General features: G+C 55.7%; 15 protein-coding genes. 13 read left to right on the top strand and 2 right to left on the bottom strand.

Features of this window, described 5'->3' with window-relative positions; genetic code table 11:
- Positions 1 to 23 precede the first annotated feature (23 nt).
- From BC777_RS10265 to BC777_RS10235, 7 genes are read left to right on the top strand one after another with little or no spacing between them, the layout of a single operon-like run.
- The gene (locus BC777_RS10265; RefSeq protein WP_100368110.1) at positions 24 to 908 is read left to right on the top strand and encodes a fumarylacetoacetate hydrolase family protein; all 885 of its coding nucleotides are present in this window, start codon (positions 24 to 26) and stop codon (positions 906 to 908) included.
- The gene (locus tag BC777_RS10260) at positions 905 to 1,570 is read left to right on the top strand and encodes a malonic semialdehyde reductase (RefSeq protein ID WP_100368109.1); all 666 of its coding nucleotides are present in this window, start codon (positions 905 to 907) and stop codon (positions 1,568 to 1,570) included. Before BC777_RS10265 ends, BC777_RS10260 begins: the two co-directional genes overlap by 4 nt.
- Positions 1,571 to 1,580: 10 nt before the next feature.
- Positions 1,581 to 2,042, top strand: a complete 462-nt coding sequence (locus BC777_RS10255; RefSeq protein ID WP_168769135.1) for an OsmC family protein — start codon at positions 1,581 to 1,583, stop codon at positions 2,040 to 2,042.
- A gap of 41 nt (positions 2,043 to 2,083) precedes the next feature.
- Positions 2,084 to 3,157, top strand: a complete 1,074-nt coding sequence (locus BC777_RS10250; protein WP_100368805.1) for a C4-dicarboxylate TRAP transporter substrate-binding protein — start codon at positions 2,084 to 2,086, stop codon at positions 3,155 to 3,157.
- A 29-nt stretch (positions 3,158 to 3,186) separates the two neighbouring features.
- Positions 3,187 to 3,753 (top strand): TRAP transporter small permease subunit, encoded by a 567-nt coding sequence (locus tag BC777_RS10245; RefSeq protein WP_100368108.1) that lies wholly within the window; start codon positions 3,187 to 3,189, stop codon positions 3,751 to 3,753.
- Positions 3,750 to 5,054: a TRAP transporter large permease gene (locus BC777_RS10240; RefSeq protein WP_100368107.1), complete on the top strand. Its 1,305-nt coding sequence runs from the start codon at positions 3,750 to 3,752 to the stop codon at positions 5,052 to 5,054. Before BC777_RS10245 ends, BC777_RS10240 begins: the two co-directional genes overlap by 4 nt.
- Positions 5,055 to 5,066: 12 nt before the next feature.
- Positions 5,067 to 5,933: a dioxygenase family protein gene (locus tag BC777_RS10235; protein ID WP_100368106.1), complete on the top strand. Its 867-nt coding sequence runs from the start codon at positions 5,067 to 5,069 to the stop codon at positions 5,931 to 5,933.
- 29 nt (positions 5,934 to 5,962) lie between these two features.
- Here the strand turns inward: BC777_RS10235 and BC777_RS10230 are convergent, their stop codons facing one another.
- Both BC777_RS10230 and BC777_RS19620 read right to left on the bottom strand, forming a co-directional pair.
- A complete protein-coding gene (locus BC777_RS10230; RefSeq protein ID WP_100368105.1) occupies positions 5,963 to 6,598 on the bottom strand; it encodes a TorF family putative porin in 636 nt (211 codons plus the stop codon).
- Between the two features lie 59 nt (positions 6,599 to 6,657).
- Positions 6,658 to 6,786 carry a hypothetical protein gene (locus BC777_RS19620; protein ID WP_281251798.1) on the bottom strand — a complete coding sequence of 43 codons (129 nt, stop codon included), beginning with the start codon at positions 6,784 to 6,786 and terminating at the stop codon, positions 6,658 to 6,660.
- A gap of 233 nt (positions 6,787 to 7,019) precedes the next feature.
- Between BC777_RS19620 and BC777_RS10225 the strand changes: the two genes are divergently transcribed.
- From BC777_RS10225 to BC777_RS10200, 6 genes are all read left to right on the top strand, one after another.
- Positions 7,020 to 8,246, top strand: coding sequence for an efflux RND transporter periplasmic adaptor subunit (locus tag BC777_RS10225; protein ID WP_100368104.1), 1,227 nt, complete (start codon positions 7,020 to 7,022; stop codon positions 8,244 to 8,246).
- A 49-nt stretch (positions 8,247 to 8,295) separates the two neighbouring features.
- Positions 8,296 to 11,364, top strand: coding sequence for an efflux RND transporter permease subunit (locus BC777_RS10220; protein ID WP_100368804.1), 3,069 nt, complete (start codon positions 8,296 to 8,298; stop codon positions 11,362 to 11,364).
- Between the two features lie 50 nt (positions 11,365 to 11,414).
- Positions 11,415 to 12,773: an efflux transporter outer membrane subunit gene (locus BC777_RS10215; RefSeq protein ID WP_100368103.1), complete on the top strand. Its 1,359-nt coding sequence runs from the start codon at positions 11,415 to 11,417 to the stop codon at positions 12,771 to 12,773.
- A gap of 95 nt (positions 12,774 to 12,868) precedes the next feature.
- Positions 12,869 to 14,041 carry a YHYH protein gene (locus tag BC777_RS10210; protein WP_100368102.1) on the top strand — a complete coding sequence of 391 codons (1,173 nt, stop codon included), beginning with the start codon at positions 12,869 to 12,871 and terminating at the stop codon, positions 14,039 to 14,041.
- Between the two features lie 79 nt (positions 14,042 to 14,120).
- On the top strand, positions 14,121 to 15,008 hold the full coding sequence (gene yghX, locus BC777_RS10205) for a YghX family hydrolase (protein ID WP_100368101.1): 888 nt from the start codon (positions 14,121 to 14,123) through the stop codon (positions 15,006 to 15,008).
- A 366-nt stretch (positions 15,009 to 15,374) separates the two neighbouring features.
- Positions 15,375 to 15,722 (top strand): helix-turn-helix domain-containing protein, encoded by a 348-nt coding sequence (locus tag BC777_RS10200; RefSeq protein ID WP_100368100.1) that lies wholly within the window; start codon positions 15,375 to 15,377, stop codon positions 15,720 to 15,722.
- Positions 15,723 to 15,864: the final 142 nt, after the last annotated feature.

Here is a 15,864-nt window from a genome sequence, read left to right as displayed (position 1 = left end):
TCAAACTTACAAGGATTGAAAGCATGAAATATCTCGTCGGTGATACATCAAACGGGACCGCAGTTTTTGCTGTCGAAGGTGCTGAAGCCGTTAATCTTACGGCCCTTGACGCTGCAGTTGGTCCAGATTTGATGGCTCTGATTGCTGATCCGATGCTCGCAGAATCACTGGCGGCCAAGATGCAGGGCGCGCCACGCGTCGCCGTCTCTTCGATTACACCAGCGCTGCCCGTGGCTGAGCCGGGGACGATCATATGTCTTGGTCTGAACTATACCGACCACATCAAAGAAGGCGGGTATGATATCCCTGACTATCCCGCGCTTTTCATGCGCGGCAAGAATTCGATCATGGCGGCTGGCGCCCCGTTGGTGCGCCCATCCTGTTCAGACAAGCTGGACTATGAGGCCGAGTTAATGTTCATCATCGGCAAGGGCGGGCGGCATATTTCCGAAGCTGACGCCTTGAACCACGTCTTTGGCTATACCGTGTTCAACGACGGATCTGTCCGCGACTACCAACGCAAGACGCATCAGTGGACGCCGGGTAAGAACTTTGACAACACAGGTGCCATCGGCCCCTATGTCGTCACACCTGATGAGGTTCCAGAAGGTGCTGCGGGCTTAAAGATTGAAAGCCGCGTCGGAACAGAGATTTTGCAGTCCTCCAACACTGGCAACATGATCTGGTCAGTGGCGCAGACGATTGCCACGATCTCTGAATATACCACACTCGAACCGGGCGATCTGATTGCAATGGGCACGCCGCCGGGTGTGGGTCACGCCAAGAAACCCAACCCACGTTGGCTGGTTCCCGGCGAGGTTGTGGATATCGAAATTGAAGGGATCGGCATTTGTTCGAACCCGATTGTCGATGAAAAAGACCAAGCTACCGTGGCGGCCGCGGAATGAATGCGCCTACCGGATCAGAACTGGATGCATTGCGGGCCAAAGCGCAGGCGGATCACCGGGATCTGCGTCAGCGCATCACGCGTCTTTCCGATGATGCAATTGATCTGATCCTACGCGATGCACGGTCGCATTACGCATGGACAGACAAGCCGATACCCGATGGCCTGTTAGAGGAAATCTACGAGATTACCATCAACGGTCCGACATCAATGAATACGCTGCCTGCGCGATTTGTCTTCGTCAAATCGCCTGAGGGCAAGGAACGTCTGGCAAAGTCGCTCAAACCGCAGAACGTGCCCAAGATGATGGGCGCGCCTGTTACGGCGATCATCGCACAGGACATGAATTTCTGGCACGAACTGCCGTTTCTTTTCCCGCATGAGGACCGCCGCCATTTGTTTGATGGCAATGCGGCCTATTGCGAAGATACAGCCTATCGCAATGCGACGCTGCAGGGTGCCTATTTCATGATCGCCGCCCGCGCCGTTGGACTGGATGTCGGCGCAATGTCGGGGTTTTCGAACGCGATTGTGGATGAAGAGTTTTTTGCGGGCACCAGCCTGAAATCGAACTTCCTTTGCAATATCGGCTATGCGGATGAAACGGCCCTGTTTCAAAAGCTGCCACGGTTTGATTTCGACCAAGTGTGCAGCGTGATTTAGGGATAGATCGATGGCTGTGAAACCAAAAACCGTCGTCACTTATCGCGCAACTGCGCAATGCCCGACACATGCGCGCACGGAAATCCCTATCCGTGACTTGCATGTTGTGATCGATGAACCCACCGAGCGGGGCGGCACAAACCTTGGCCCCACACCTACCGAGACGGCAATGACGGCGCTGATCGCCTGTACCAATGTCATCGGGCATAAAAATGCGGCCCGTCTTGGTATCGATCTCGGTGAAATTTCAATTGATGCAAGTTGCAAGTTCGACCGGCGCGGCGTTCTCATGGAGGAAGAGATCGACGTACCATTCCCACAAGTCACACTCACCGTGAACTGCATCACCCCGGCCAACCAAGAGGAGTTGGATCTGGTCGGGGTGGAAACTGCAAAATACTGCGCGATTGCCAAACTTTTTGAAGCGGCAGGAACCGACCTGACCGTGAAGTGGGTGAAGACAAACGCGTAATCAAATGGGCAAAGCGCCCACTTTTCTGGGAGGAAAAACACATGATGAACTGGACAAAACGCACACTGATGGGTGCCGCCGTTGCAACGGTGACGGCGATCCCTGTCGCGGCGCAAGAGACGATTTCGGCGGTTGTCATCGACGGCTATCCTGACCGTGCACTATGGGTGAAAGAGTTCACCGACTTCTTTATTCCCGAAGTTGACCGTCGCCTGGCTGAAACCGGCAATTACGTGATGGATTGGCAGGAAAACTACGGCGGTTCCATCGTGAAACCCCGTGGCGTTCTGGAAGGGATCGAGTTGGGATTGGGTGACATCGGCATTGTTACGACGATCTTCCACTCATCCAAACTACCAAGTCAGGGGCTTGCCGCTGTCACGCCATTCGTATCTTCAGACGCGCGCGCTGTGGCACAGGCGGTTGACGAAATCGCACGTGAATTCCCTGCGATGCAAAACGAATTCGCAGCCCAGAACCAAGTCTATCTTGCAACTGGCGTTGTGCTGAACAGCTATCAGGTGTTCTTGACCAACGAAGTGAGTGGCATTGCTGATCTGGAAGGTCTGAAGGTCGCTGGTGCCGGTATGAACCTGCGTTACCTCGAAGGTATTCAGGACGCGGCTGGTGTGCGCGGTGGTCTGACTGATTTTTACAATATGATGCAGACCGGTCTGGCCGATGCGGGCATGTTGTGGCCTGAAGCAGCGGCAACCTTTAAAATCTCCGAAGTGGCACCCTATATGCTGCGCGCTGATCTGGGGGCTGTGAATTCCAAGACCGTGACCGTCAATCAGGATTATTGGGATAATCTGCCTGATGAAGTCAAAGAAGTGCTGCAGGCCGTATCGATTGACTATCGTGACCATCTTGCAGGGATTGCGATGGATCGCGCAGCCGAAGCAGAAGCTGCCTACGTGGCCGCAGGCGGGACAATCGTTGATCTGTCCGAAGAAGAGCGTGCAGCTTGGGCAGGTGCTATGCCAAATATTGCGCAGGAATGGGCCACCACACTGAATGACAATGGGGAACCCGGCACCGAAATGCTGGAAGCCTATCTGGCTAAATTGGAAGCTGCCGGTTTCACCGGCGTCCGTAACTGGACGCAAGAGTAACGCGGACGACCCGACAGAAGGCCATCATTATGCTAAATTCTGCACTGGTTGGCCTGACGCGGGTCGCCCACTCCCTTGCCATTGCCGCCAACGTCGCGGGCACACTGACTGTGCTGATGTTGGTGGTCATTCTTAACGTGGATGTGGTCGCGCGCAGCGTGTTCAACGCGCCGCTGAGAGGCACCTATGAAATCGTCCAGCTGTCGGTCGTGTTCATTGTTTTTCTACAGCTTGCTGATGTAGTGCGCGTTGACCGGCTGACACGTTCGGATGGTTTCCTGAACTTGCTGCACAGCCGCAAGCCGGGTCTGACGGCCAACTTGCGCCGCATCATCAACGCGATATCGGCGATATTCATGGGGCTCATTGCCTATATTATGTTCCCCGAATTCCTGAAGATGTGGGACACGCAGGATTTCTTCGGCATTCCCGGCCTTTTCACCGTTCCGTGGTGGCCCATCAAGCTGGTGATCGCCAGTGGTAGCGCGTTGGCCTGTTTGATTTTTGTTCTCAAAGTGATCACCGCACAAGACCGGCCTCAGCTGATCCGCGTGCCAGAACATGACGACATAGACGCAGGCGGGACCAAACCATGACCCCCATTGAGATCGGCATCATCTCGGTCATCGCGATCGTCTTTTTGATTTACTCCGGCGTCTATATCCCTATCGCCTTAGGTATGGTGTCGCTGGTGTCCATTTGGTTGATGCGCGACAACTTCACACTATCGCTGAACCTGTTGAAGATCGCTGTGCAAGATAGCGCTATGGTCTATAGCTTTGCGACGATCCCGTTATTTACCTTCATGGGATTAATCGTGTCCAAAGCGGGACTGGGCCGCGATATATACGAAGTTATGACCATGCGCTTTCGCAAGGTCAAAGGCGGCATCGGCATGGCGACCGTTGGGGCCAATGCGGTTTTCGCCGCTGTGACGGGATCGTCTATTGCATCTGCATCGGTCTTTACCAAAGTCTCTGTGCCGCAAATGATCAATCAGGACTATAATCCACGCTTTGCCGTGGGCGTGGTCGCCGGGTCGTCGGTGCTGGGAATGATCATCCCGCCATCTGCGATGTTGATTATCTATAGTTTTGTGGCAGAACAATCGGTCGGTGATATGTTTCTGGCCGGGGTGATCCCCGGTATCATGCTGGCCATCGCCTACGTCGGGGCCATCTGGTTCATGGGGCGCTTTACCCCCGACTTCGTTGGTGGTCGTGTGGTGGAAGACACCGAATGGATGACCGGGCGTGAGATCGCGTCAAAGACGCTTCCCACGATTGGCCTGATTACCATCGTCTTGGGTGGTATCTATACCGGCTGGATGACGGCGGTAGAGGCCGGGGCAACAGGATCTCTTGTGGCGCTGATCATCGCGTTGGCCCGCCGGTCGATGACGCTGAAAGGCTTTTGGGATGCGCTTCTTGAGACCGGGCACATCACCGCCGCGATCCTTTTCCTGATTACAGCAGCCTCGATCTACAGTCGGATGCTTGGCCTTGCAGGCTTGCCCAACCAGTTACAGGATATGCTTGCGGGCAATTCTGCAACTTTCTGGACGATCATGTTGCTTTACGTGCTCTTGATGATCTTTCTGGGCACCATCCTTGACACAGCATCAATCATCCTGATCGTTGTGCCGCTGTTCCTGCCGCTTGTCGAAGCGCTTGATATGTCGCTGATCTGGTTTGGGATCATCACTGTGGTCGGGGCTGAAATCGGCCTTTTGACCCCGCCCTTGGGCATATCGTGTTTTGTTATCAAATCGACGCTCGATGACGATCGCATATCGCTAAAGGATGTGTTCATGGGCGCGCTGCCCTTCGCCTTTGTGATGTTGATCGTCCTCTTCATCCTGATCGAATTCCCGATCCTCAGTCTTGCTTTGCTTTAAGGAAACCTGCTCATGCGTAACGTGACCAAAGACAACATCACGGATGTATTCAGAGGCTACATGGCTGATGACATGCCCCCGCGGACCCGTGAAATTCTTGGTGCACTTGTGCAGCACATGCATGATTTCGCGCGCGAGACGAACCTGACCCACGATGAATGGCGGCAAGGTATCGCCTTTCTTGAAGGCTGCGCCGCAATTGAGACGGAAGACCGGCACGAATTTGTCTTGGCATCTGATGTGCTGGGCCTGTCATCGCTGGTCGACATGCTGCACTCGCGCCCAGAGGCGACATCATCTTCGGTTTTGGGTCCGTTCCACGTATCGGGCGCCCCACCCTTGGCTGTGGGCGGCGATATGAAGCGCGATTTTGGCGGGCCTGTTTTGTTGGCCGAAGGCATCATCCAGGATACGGACGGCAATCCCATCGCGGGGGCCGAACTCGACATTTGGCAAACGGCGCCAAATGGGCTTTACGCCAGTCAGGACGAGGCACAGGATACGTTTTCGTTCCACGGTTTGATGACCGTCGGGGATGATGGGCGGTACGCGTTCACCACGGTCAAGCCAGTCGAATATACCGTGCCAACCGACGGGCCTGTCGGTGATATTTTGCGGGCCTGTGGGCGCCACCCATGGCGGCCGTCGCATCTGCATTTCATCGTGAAAGCGCCAGGCTATCGCACTTTGGTCACCGAAGTCTTTCCCAGTGATGACCCTTACCTTGATCAGGATACGGTCTTTGGTGTGCGTGACGATCTGGTCATGACATACCGGGAAAAAGATGCGGGTGACTTCCCCGACGGTATGGCCCTATCAGGGAAGGTTGATGCACCGTTTCTAGCGGTTGCGTTTAATGTGGTGCTTGCCAAGGAGTAGCGCCGCAGCAAGCACCTCATGGGCTGATCTTACCCGCCGAATAGCCCGGCGACATCGGTTGCATAAGAAACCGTCATGGCGACAGATGGGCTGTCATCCTCAGAATCGTAATAGCGCAGGTCGAGCGCTATTTCCTCGGTGAGGGTTTTTGAAACACCCAAATCCCAATCATCTGTATGCTCGCCATCCACGAATTCATAAGCACCCGAGATTTCATAGGCCGCAGGCAGCGCATAGTAAAAACTTTGCTCCAGGCTTTCTGTGTCATCAAGGTCAGAAATCAGCGCGGTTTCCATGGTCAGACCACCAAAGACCGGGTAGCCAAGTGTCGCGATGACCTCTTCGCCATCATCACCGGTTTCGTTCAGGTAGTAGTGACCGTAATAGAGATCGTAGGTGAAAAGCCCGACTTCCCCACCATACCCGATGTAGGCACTGACAGAGTAGTCATCGGTATCGCTGTCCTCATTCGATACGTCAGCACCGACGTAAACGCCGAAGTTTGTCGCATATTCCAGATAGGGTGTGGCGGTAATGGTGCTGTTGTCGTTGTCTACTTCCAATTCAAGATCAGTACCGAATGTCAACGTATCGGCGGTGCCGATTTGCGGCACGATGAATGTGCTCGTGACGGCAAATACTTGTAAGACTGCTTTATATTGCATGTTTGTAAGCTCCATTCTGTTGGGAACGCGCTGCACCACGCAAGCGCGATAACGTTCGATCAGTCCATCGTGATGGGCTGATCTGTCTTGTTTTCGTGCTTGTTGAACGCATTGGCGTTGACCTTACGGCACTCTTTCGGACCTGCTTGGTTCACCTTTTTGTGATGCTCGACGGAGACAAGAGCCATCACTGGACCACGGTGTTTGTCGGCGATTGTCGCCGCGATCCAAGCGATAATATGCTGAGCAAGTTTATGTGACGACGGAAATGCGGCGATGCAGCGTAGAATGTCTGTATCGGTATGGAACCCAATGATTGTCTGGTGTCGCAGCTCAAGATATTGCCGTCTTCAGTTGCTGTTACGTGAAATCAGTTGCCTTGATCTTGGTTGGCTTGGAACTCTAACGACGGAACGTGACCATGAACCTTTTCAAACAAGTCGGACTGACCGGTGTTATTGTCGTTTGCGCGACGGTTGCCATGGCCCGCTATTATCCGACATCACACGCAGTCCTTGGGCGTTTGGGCGTTTCCGACAACGTTCTCGCGATGGTCGCTGAGCCGCAAAATGTGTCCGCGGACGTAACCGAAAGGGACGGTGGCGGACCACCCGGTGGTGGTGGCGCACGCGCGACTATCGTTACAACGGCCCCTGTCGCGACCGGTGTTGTCAGCGCAAAACTGCAGGCCGTCGGTACAAGTGAGGCGCTGCGCTCAGTATCCGTTGTGCCGCTCGACACTGGTGTGCTGACAGAGGTGACCGTGTCTTCTGGTGACGTTGTCGCCGCAGGGGATGTACTGGCCCGGTTGGATTCCGAAAGCGAAGAAATCACCCGCGACCGGGCCATCGTTGCACTGCGTACAGCGGAAAATACCTATACGCGCTACGAAAGCCTCAGCCAATCAAACGCGGCGACGCTGACCGAATTGGACACATTGTTGTCAGAACGCGATGACGCGGTCCTTGCCCTGCGCGAAGCAGAGGTCGCCCTGGCACAGCGGACCGTCCTTGCGCCAATCGGCGGGAGTGTGGGGATCGTGCCGGTTGAGGTCGGCGATTACGTGAGCACCGATACCGAGATTGCCTTGATTGATGACCGGCAACAGGTTGTCGTGGATTTTTGGGTGCCAGAACGCTTTGCAGGTATGGTCGCCCTGGGCCAGCCTGTTACCGCCACCTCGCTTGCGCTGTCGGGCACGCCATTTTCCGGGACTATTTCTGCAATCGGCAGCCGGGTGGAAACAGACAGCCGGACGTTGCAGGTGCGTGCTATCATCGAAAACACTGGTGATGTCCTGCGGCCGGGCATGTCATTTTCAATCGCGATGGCCTTTGAAGGTGATACCTACCCGTCCGTTGATCCGTTGGCGGTGCAATGGGATGCTGAGGGGTCTTATGTTTGGGTGGTGGCGGATGATATGGCCACGCGCACCCCTGTCCGTATCGTGCAACGCAACGCCGATACCGTTTTGATCGATGCAGAGATCGCCACAGGCACACAGACCATTACCGAAGGCATGCTGAACGTGCGTGAAGGTGCGCCCGTGGTGGTGCAAGGCGCATCCGGGCCAAGCGATGATGTTGCAGGTGTCGACGAAGATCGCCCCGATCTCGTCGTTCAGACGCCAACAGCGACCGGAGGCTAGCAGAGTGGCACATCAAAATCCTGCGGCGTCTGCATCCAATACATCTGATATGACGGCGCTGTTCGTGCGTCGTCCGGTTCTGGCCATTGTTGTCAACATGTTGATCTTTGTCGGCGGTCTGGCCGCCCTCTCCGGCGTCGCTGTCCGTGAGTTGCCCGAGGTGGATAGCCCGACGATCAGCATATCGACCTCTTATTCCGGTGCGTCTGCTGAAACGATGGATCAGGAAGTCACCAGCATCATTGAATCGGCGGCGGCGCAGGTATCAGGCGTGAAATCCATGTCATCGTCATCGTCTTACGAAGACAGCCGCGTAACCGTTGAATTCACCACAAGCACCGATCTGAACGTCGCCGCATCAGATTTGCGCGACGAAGTGAGCCGGATCACCAACAGCTTGCCGGATGAAATTGATGACGACCCAAGCATCGTCAAAGCAGATGCAGATTCGCAGCCAATCATACGTCTTGCCGTGACATCCGCGACGATGGAAATCGATGCGCTGACTGATCTGGTTGATGATGAGATCGTCGATCAGCTGTCGGCTGTTGAAGGCGTCGCCGATGTTGAGGTTTATGGCGAACGTGAACAGACCTTTTTGATTGATATTGATCAGGCGCAGATGGCGACACGCGGATTGACCATCGCGGATTTGACCGATGCCCTGGATGACGTGGCGCTGGATGTGCCGGCCGGTTCATTGGAAAGCAGCCGACAGGATTTCACAGTGCGCGCCACTGCGGGGCTGCAAACGCCGGAAGAGTTCGAACAGCTGATCATTGCCGATGATATCCGTTTGGCTGACATCGCTGTCGTCAGCCTTGGGCCCGATGAGGAATCCTCGGCTTTGCGCGCCAATGGTAATACCGGGATCGGGATGGGTATCATTCGTCAGGCTGGGTCAAATACGCTTTCTATTTCCAATGCTGTCGATGATGTGGTGGAGGGTTTGAACGATACGCTTCCTGATGATGTGCAGGTCGATGTGACCAGCGACGATGCCGTTTTCATTAGCGGGGCCATCACCGAGGTGCTGAAATCCCTTGGCCTTGCAATCGCAATTGTGGTGGGTGTGATCTATGTCTTCTTGCTCAATGCGCGTGCCACGCTGATCCCGGCGCTCACGCTGCCCGTGGCACTGGTTGGGACTGTGGGGGGGATTTGGCTAGCCGGGTTTTCTATCAACATCATCACGCTGCTGGCCCTTGTTCTGGCAACCGGGATGGTCGTGGATGATGCCATTGTCGTTTTGGAAAACATCGTCAAAAAACGCGACGCGGGCATGCCCGCCCGTGCTGCCGCCGTGCGTGGCACGCGTGAGGTGTTCTTTGCCGTGATCACCACGACGGCAACCCTAGCCGCGGTCTTTGTGCCGCTGTCGTTCTTGCCCGGCACGTCGGGCGGGCTGTTTCGCGAATTTGGCTATGTGCTGGCCATCGCCGTCACGTTGTCATCCTTTGTGGCGTTGTCATTGTGTCCGATGCTGGCGTCGCGTTTGTTGTCGGGAAAACCAAGGTCCGAAGGCCCTATAAACAATGGTCCGGTCGCGCGCTTTGGTGCTGCATGTCGAAATTCTTATGCAGCAATCCTGCGCGCCTGTCTGGCTGCACCAATGGTCGTCTTGGCTGTCGCAATCCTGTTTGCCGGTACGGCTTTCGTCACCTACGGCACGCTTGACGAAGAACTGACGCCGCCAGAGGATCGTGCCGTCGCCTTGCTGCGGGTCAGCGCGCCTGAAGGTGTCAGCCTTGCATATACCGATAGCCAGCAACGCCAGATCGAAGCGCTCTTGCAGCCCTTCCGGGACAGCGGTGAGGTGGAATACATCTTTTCTATCGCAGGTCGTGGCGGCAGCAACGAAGGGTTCATGGTGATGACGTTGGCCCCATGGGAAGATCGCGCGCGCGGACAGGACGAGATTGTCGCCGAGATGAACCAGCTGATCGGCAGTGTGAATGGCGTCCGGGCCTTTGTCATTCAGCCCAATTCGCTTGGTATTCGGGGCGGGGGTGAAGGATTGCGGATGGCGATCACAGGCAAGGACTATGACGTCTTGTCAGAGGCCGCGAATGCGCTGCGGGATGCGCTGGAACAAGACCCCGATATGGGGCGTGTCCAGATATCTTATGAAACAACCCAGCCTCAGATACGTATCAACATTGATCGTGAGCGCGCCGATGATCTGGGCATCGACATCACCGGGCTGTCAGGCGCCATGCAGGCGTTTTTGGATGGCGATGAGGTGAGTGAGGTCTTTATCGACGGCAACGCGGTGCCGGTCAAATTGATCTCGACCGCCAATCCGATTGACGACCCGACGGACCTTGAGAACATATTTCTACAGGCCTCGGATGAACGTATGGTCCCGATGTCCTCTATCGTATCTATGGAAGAGTTGGCCGTTGCCCCATCGCTTGACCGTGAAGAGCAACTGCGCGCCATCGTCATCACGGCAGAACTGTCCGACGGTCTTGCCCTGCGTGACGGGATCGAACGCCTCGAGGCGGCTGCCGCACCGATCCTGCCACCCGGCACCGGGCTGATCCCATTGTCAGAGGCCGCGACCCTTGATGAAACTTCCAGCGGTTTGGGTATGGTATTCGGCTTTGCCATTGTCATTGTGATCCTCGTTCTGGCAGCCCAGTTCGAAAGCTTTGTCAGCAGTCTGATCATCGTGGGGACCGTCCCTCTTGGGTTGGCCTGCGCGATTTACGCCTTGGCCTTCACCGGGATTAGTTTAAATGTCTACAGCCAGATCGGCTTGGTCCTCTTGGTGGGCATTATGGCCAAGAACGGTATCCTGATCGTCGAATTTGCCAATCAGTTGCGCAACGAAGGTCTGTCCGTCATCGAGGCTGCCGAACAGGCTGCACTGCAACGTTTGCGGCCTGTCTTGATGACGATGATATCAACCGTGTTGGGGGGTGTGCCGCTGGTCCTGTCCACAGGTGCCGGTGCCGAGGCGCGCGTTTCATTGGGGTGGGTTATCGTTGGCGGACTGGGTTTGGCCACGCTGGCCACGCTTTTTGTCACCCCTGTTGTCTACAAGCTTCTTGCAGGTTTTTCCAAACCGCAAGCCGAAGAGATGCGGCGGCTGGACGCCGAACTTGCTGCATGATCCCCGCGATCAGCGTGCCGTTTTTCCCAATCCAAACATGAGGTGATCGTTTGCAACATACCACTTTGTCGGCCGTAATCTTGACGCTTGGCGTTACCGCCTGCACACCCGTTGGCCCGGACTATCAAACGCCATCCATCGATCTGCCGTCCCGTTTTGTCGATGGTGACGCAACTACCAGCGGTCAGTCCAGCGCGCAGCAATGGTGGCTGCGCCTTGACGATGCCACATTGAACAGTCTGGTGGCGCGCGGGATGGCACAGAACCTTGATGTGCGCACCGCCACAGAGCGGATCAATGAGGCCAACGCCGCGCTCCGCGCCACAGGTCAGGCCGCGCAGATCACCGGTAGCGGGTCGGTATCATCAACCGTCAGTGACACGTCTGAAACCAACAGGACCACCTCGGATAGTGGCACTTTGGCGGCGAGCTATGTTTTTGATATCTTCGGTGGCGCGCGACGTGGCCAGGAACAGGCCGCAGCAGCGCTTGAAGGCGCTGTCTATGATGTTGGTACAGCGCGGCTTGCGCTTTTGGCATCGCTGGTCGGAAACTATGTTGATGCGCGCTATTATCAGGAAGCCATTGCGCTGACACGCGAAAGCATTGCGACACGCCGCCAAACAGTGGCACTGACCGGAGAGCAGCAACAGCTGGGTGTGGTTTCAGAGCTTGATTATGTCAATGCCGAAGCCCTGTTGAACGAGGCTTTGGCCAATCTACCGGCACTTGAGGCAGGTTTTTATACCTCTGTTTATGGTATCGCGACACTGTTGGGTGAACCGGCAGGCCCGATTACAGCCGCGCTGGAGCAAGGCGCACCGCAGCCCCGCGTTGCAGGTGATGCAGGGGTAGGCGTGCCAGCGGACCTTTTACGCAACCGGCCCGACGTGATTTCAGCCGAACGCGATATTGCTGCCGCCACGGCGGCGATTGGTGTTGCGACCGCGGATATATACCCATCGCTTGATCTGGACGGCACAGTCACGGCGTCTGATCCATCCAGCTGGACCTTTGGTCCAACCTTATCATTGCCGCTGTTGAACCAAACGGCTTTGCGTGCGGCCCGCGATCAGGAAATATCGCAGGCGCGGCAGGCCGAACTGACATGGCGAAACACTGTATTGACCGCAGTCGAAGATGTGCAGACAGCGCAGGTCAACTATCAGCGCTTACAACGCGAGGTTGTCGCGCGGCAGGCTGCGGCTGAATCTTACGAACGCGCCTTGGAATTATCCACGCAAACATATCAAGCTGGTACTATTTCCCTGCTTGACCTTCTTGATGCAGAGCGGTCGAGGGCAACCGCGCAATTGTCGCTCGCGTCATCGCTGCAGGATCTGACGAATGCCTGGATCAGCTTGCAGATTGCCGCCGGACGCGGCTGGCAAATCGGCGCATCTGGATGAGTTGATAACAGCCTGACTGCAACTTTTTCGACGGGATATGCAGTTTCGTGCGTTTCATACGTAACGCATACGCTGTTTATGAGGATCTGCTCACAATGATACAGCTGAAAGTATCGGCCTTTCTATTGGTTGCCTGCGCAACAGCGCTTCCAACCCAATCCGTGGCACATCCGGATCTGGACAGCTTTGCGCAAACAGCTTTTGCCGCCGAACCCCAAACGGTGGACTGCGTGTTAGAGGATGGAACGGCCACATCATGTTACGAATTCACGGTTGGTTACCTGCCCGAAGGTCTTGAAACAGGACCATTCTGCCCCGCGACGCTGGATGATGCTGGCGGGATTTGGGATTGGGATGGCGACGATCCAGGCCTCTACCGCATTGATGAGACTTTCCTGCGGATGCTGGACGATCAGGGCTATACGTTTTTTGATGCTGATGGGACGGTGCATGTGGTTGATATCGCCACCGAACAGCCCGCTGTCGATCACGCCTGTATCAATGTATCACAAGAAGAGACCGTCACCATCACCATGCAGCTTCCGATCACACCGGCGATGGCAGAGGCGCCAACAGTTCTGGGCACGGTGGGCAAAGTGGGTGTCGCCTTGGATGGCGCGCCGATTTTCTCGGACGCGCCAAGCGTTTTGCAAACCGGCCATATGCCAGCGCTTGATACCTGTGGTGGGCATATTGATCCGGGCGGTTGGTTCCACTGGCATGCCACGGCAACCGATATTGAAACAGTGTTTGAAACCGAAGGTGTGTCCGCCGATTGCGCTTTGACGCAGGATAGTGCCGGACATTTTGGCTATGCTTTTGATGGGTTCGCGATGTATGGCAGCACCGAACTGGATGGCACTATTCCGACCGATCTTGATGCCTGTAACGGCCACGTCGGTGAAACCAGCGATGGTGAAGTCTACCACTATCATGCCTCAACCGCATTTCCGAACCTGCCGCCCTGTCTTGTGGGGGTGCAGGCGCAGGATAATTTCGTGACAACGGCATCTGCGGGTATCGGTGCCCAGAACGCTGCTGACGGCGGGCGTCACGAACCGCCGCGTCCGGGCGAGATTGGGCAGGTCAGGGTGCCACCGGGCTTTGATGAGGCGGCCGCAGAACTTGGCGTCACGACCGAGACCTTGATGGAGGCCTTGCAAAACCCCGCCGGCGGTCGACCTGATCTGGCAATCGCCGCCGAACGGCTCGGCGTAACGATGGAGGAGTTGCAGGCGATTTTGCCGCCACCGCCGCCGCGTCAATGACAGCAACGTGAGGAAAGAGCTATGGTGGGCAATATTTATGGTACTTTAAAGTTAAAGATCAACCGACAGGAGAATCACAATGAACCGTATGACTGCAAAAGACTTTGATCAGGAACTCCTTGACCTGTACGATTTCTACGCCCACGGAAAGATCACCAAACGCGAGTTTCTGGACCGTGCAGGTAAATTCGCCGTTGGTGGCGTTACAGCCGTGGCCCTGCTCAATATGCTTAGCCCCGACTACGCGATGGCCCAGCAAGTGTCGTTCAACGATCCAGAGATTACGGCCGACTATATCATGTATCCCTCGCCCAACGGCACTGGCGATGTGCGCGGCTATCTTGTGCGCCCCGCAGAGGTCGAAGGGCCTTTGCCCGCGGTATTGGTCATTCACGAAAATCGCGGCCTGAACCCCTATATCGAAGATGTCGCACGGCGTTTGGCAAAGGCAGGTTTCATGGCGCTGGCGCCTGATGGGCTGACATCTGTTGGTGGGTATCCCGGCAATGATGCAGACGGCCGTGAATTACAGCAAACCGTTGATGGCGTTGAATTGATGAATGATTTCTTCGCAGGCTTTGAACATTTGTTGGCGCGTGATGACAGCACCGGTAGCGTCGGCGCCGTGGGCTTTTGCTATGGTGGCGGTGTGGTTGGTGCGATTGCAGTGGCTTACCCTGAACTGGCAGCGGGCGTGCCATTCTATGGGCGCCAACCGGCAAGCGCGGATGTCCCAAAGATCCAAGCGCCCCTGTTGGTACAGATGGGTGAATTGGATGAGCGGATTAACGCAGGTTGGCCCGATTTCGAAGCTGCGTTGCAGGCCAACGATAAAGTATATGAAGCCTATATCTACGAAGGCGCCAATCACGGTTTCCATAACGACAGCACCCCGCGCTATGACGAGGCGATGGCCGAGCTTGCTTGGGAACGGACCGTCGGTTGGTTCAATACCTATCTTTCATAGGACATGTACTTTGTGCGCGTAACACTCACATAATGTTGGCTATGCCAAAACGAACAAAGACTGGCAGGTCGTCCCACAGTTAACAGAATTATCACTGGGTACCACTCACGCAGCAGCCTGCCAGACATGGCAGGCTGCTTTCATGAGGGACGGTGATTATCCACGTATTCTGCAAGACATCGCGAAGCTTTAGTGCGGCATATGCCACATTAAACTGAATTTATCGGCAGTTTTGGCAACCGCGGCAGCCGAAACCGGAATCCAATCTAAAACAAAAGCGTCCAGTTTTCCCAGCTATAGCACCCCAAGAACCGCCGTTAAATCAACCGGCATTCAAGGCGGCCATCGGCTGTCAGGCGGTGCGTTATGAGTGCACGGCTGACGCACGGCGGATTGCCCACAGACATCACTCCTTATCAACTGAATCGCTTTCTCAAACGAGCCAGAGGTTCTCTCCGTCTTTCTAAAGGTGCCGTAGAATATCTCGTGTTCGCTATCGACAACTGCCAGAAGTCAGACTTCTTTCAAGGTAGAATTTGCGCAATGTGGCATTCGCTGGAACGGCTTGCTCAGATCTTTGGGCTATCGAAACGGCAGGTTGGGCGGATCAAGGCCGAGCTTGTTGACGCGGGTTTGATCCGCCGCACCTACGAGCACTGCGCGGGGGACAGATTGATCATGCCTTCACTGTCGGGGCCAATCGGTTTAACCTGAAGGATATGACCCTTGGCAGCACATTACAGCTTCAGAACCGGTCTGGTCATGGTCTTGACCTGGTGACGAAGATCACCGCGCCGCGCCCACCCGCGCCGCGTTGGGTCGCCATCGAGGTGAAGACCCGGATGGGGAATGAGGT

This window comes from Yoonia maricola, assembly GCF_002797915.1.
In the GTDB taxonomy this organism is placed as follows: Bacteria; Pseudomonadota; Alphaproteobacteria; order Rhodobacterales; family Rhodobacteraceae; genus Yoonia; species Yoonia maricola.
This window is presented reverse-complemented; position numbering and strand designations above follow the sequence as displayed.

Excerpts from the sequence above, each read along its gene's own strand:
- BC777_RS10210 (WP_100368102.1), top strand. The coding sequence starts at position 12,869 with ATGATACAGCTGAAAGTATCGGCCTTTCTATTGGTTGCCTGCGCAACA.
- BC777_RS10255 (WP_168769135.1), top strand. The coding sequence starts at position 1,581 with ATGGCTGTGAAACCAAAAACCGTCGTCACTTATCGCGCAACTGCGCAA.
- BC777_RS10225 (WP_100368104.1), top strand. The coding sequence starts at position 7,020 with ATGAACCTTTTCAAACAAGTCGGACTGACCGGTGTTATTGTCGTTTGC.
- BC777_RS10265 (WP_100368110.1), top strand. The coding sequence starts at position 24 with ATGAAATATCTCGTCGGTGATACATCAAACGGGACCGCAGTTTTTGCT.
- BC777_RS10260 (WP_100368109.1), top strand. The coding sequence starts at position 905 with ATGAATGCGCCTACCGGATCAGAACTGGATGCATTGCGGGCCAAAGCG.
- BC777_RS10230 (WP_100368105.1), bottom strand. The coding sequence starts at position 6,598 with ATGCAATATAAAGCAGTCTTACAAGTATTTGCCGTCACGAGCACATTC.
- BC777_RS10240 (WP_100368107.1), top strand. The coding sequence starts at position 3,750 with ATGACCCCCATTGAGATCGGCATCATCTCGGTCATCGCGATCGTCTTT.
- BC777_RS10220 (WP_100368804.1), top strand. The coding sequence starts at position 8,296 with ATGACGGCGCTGTTCGTGCGTCGTCCGGTTCTGGCCATTGTTGTCAAC.
- BC777_RS10235 (WP_100368106.1), top strand. The coding sequence starts at position 5,067 with ATGCGTAACGTGACCAAAGACAACATCACGGATGTATTCAGAGGCTAC.
- yghX (WP_100368101.1), top strand. The coding sequence starts at position 14,121 with ATGAACCGTATGACTGCAAAAGACTTTGATCAGGAACTCCTTGACCTG.
- BC777_RS10250 (WP_100368805.1), top strand. The coding sequence starts at position 2,084 with ATGATGAACTGGACAAAACGCACACTGATGGGTGCCGCCGTTGCAACG.
- BC777_RS19620 (WP_281251798.1), bottom strand. The coding sequence starts at position 6,786 with ATGGCTCTTGTCTCCGTCGAGCATCACAAAAAGGTGAACCAAGCAGGT.
- BC777_RS10200 (WP_100368100.1), top strand. The coding sequence starts at position 15,375 with ATGAGTGCACGGCTGACGCACGGCGGATTGCCCACAGACATCACTCCT.
- BC777_RS10245 (WP_100368108.1), top strand. The coding sequence starts at position 3,187 with ATGCTAAATTCTGCACTGGTTGGCCTGACGCGGGTCGCCCACTCCCTT.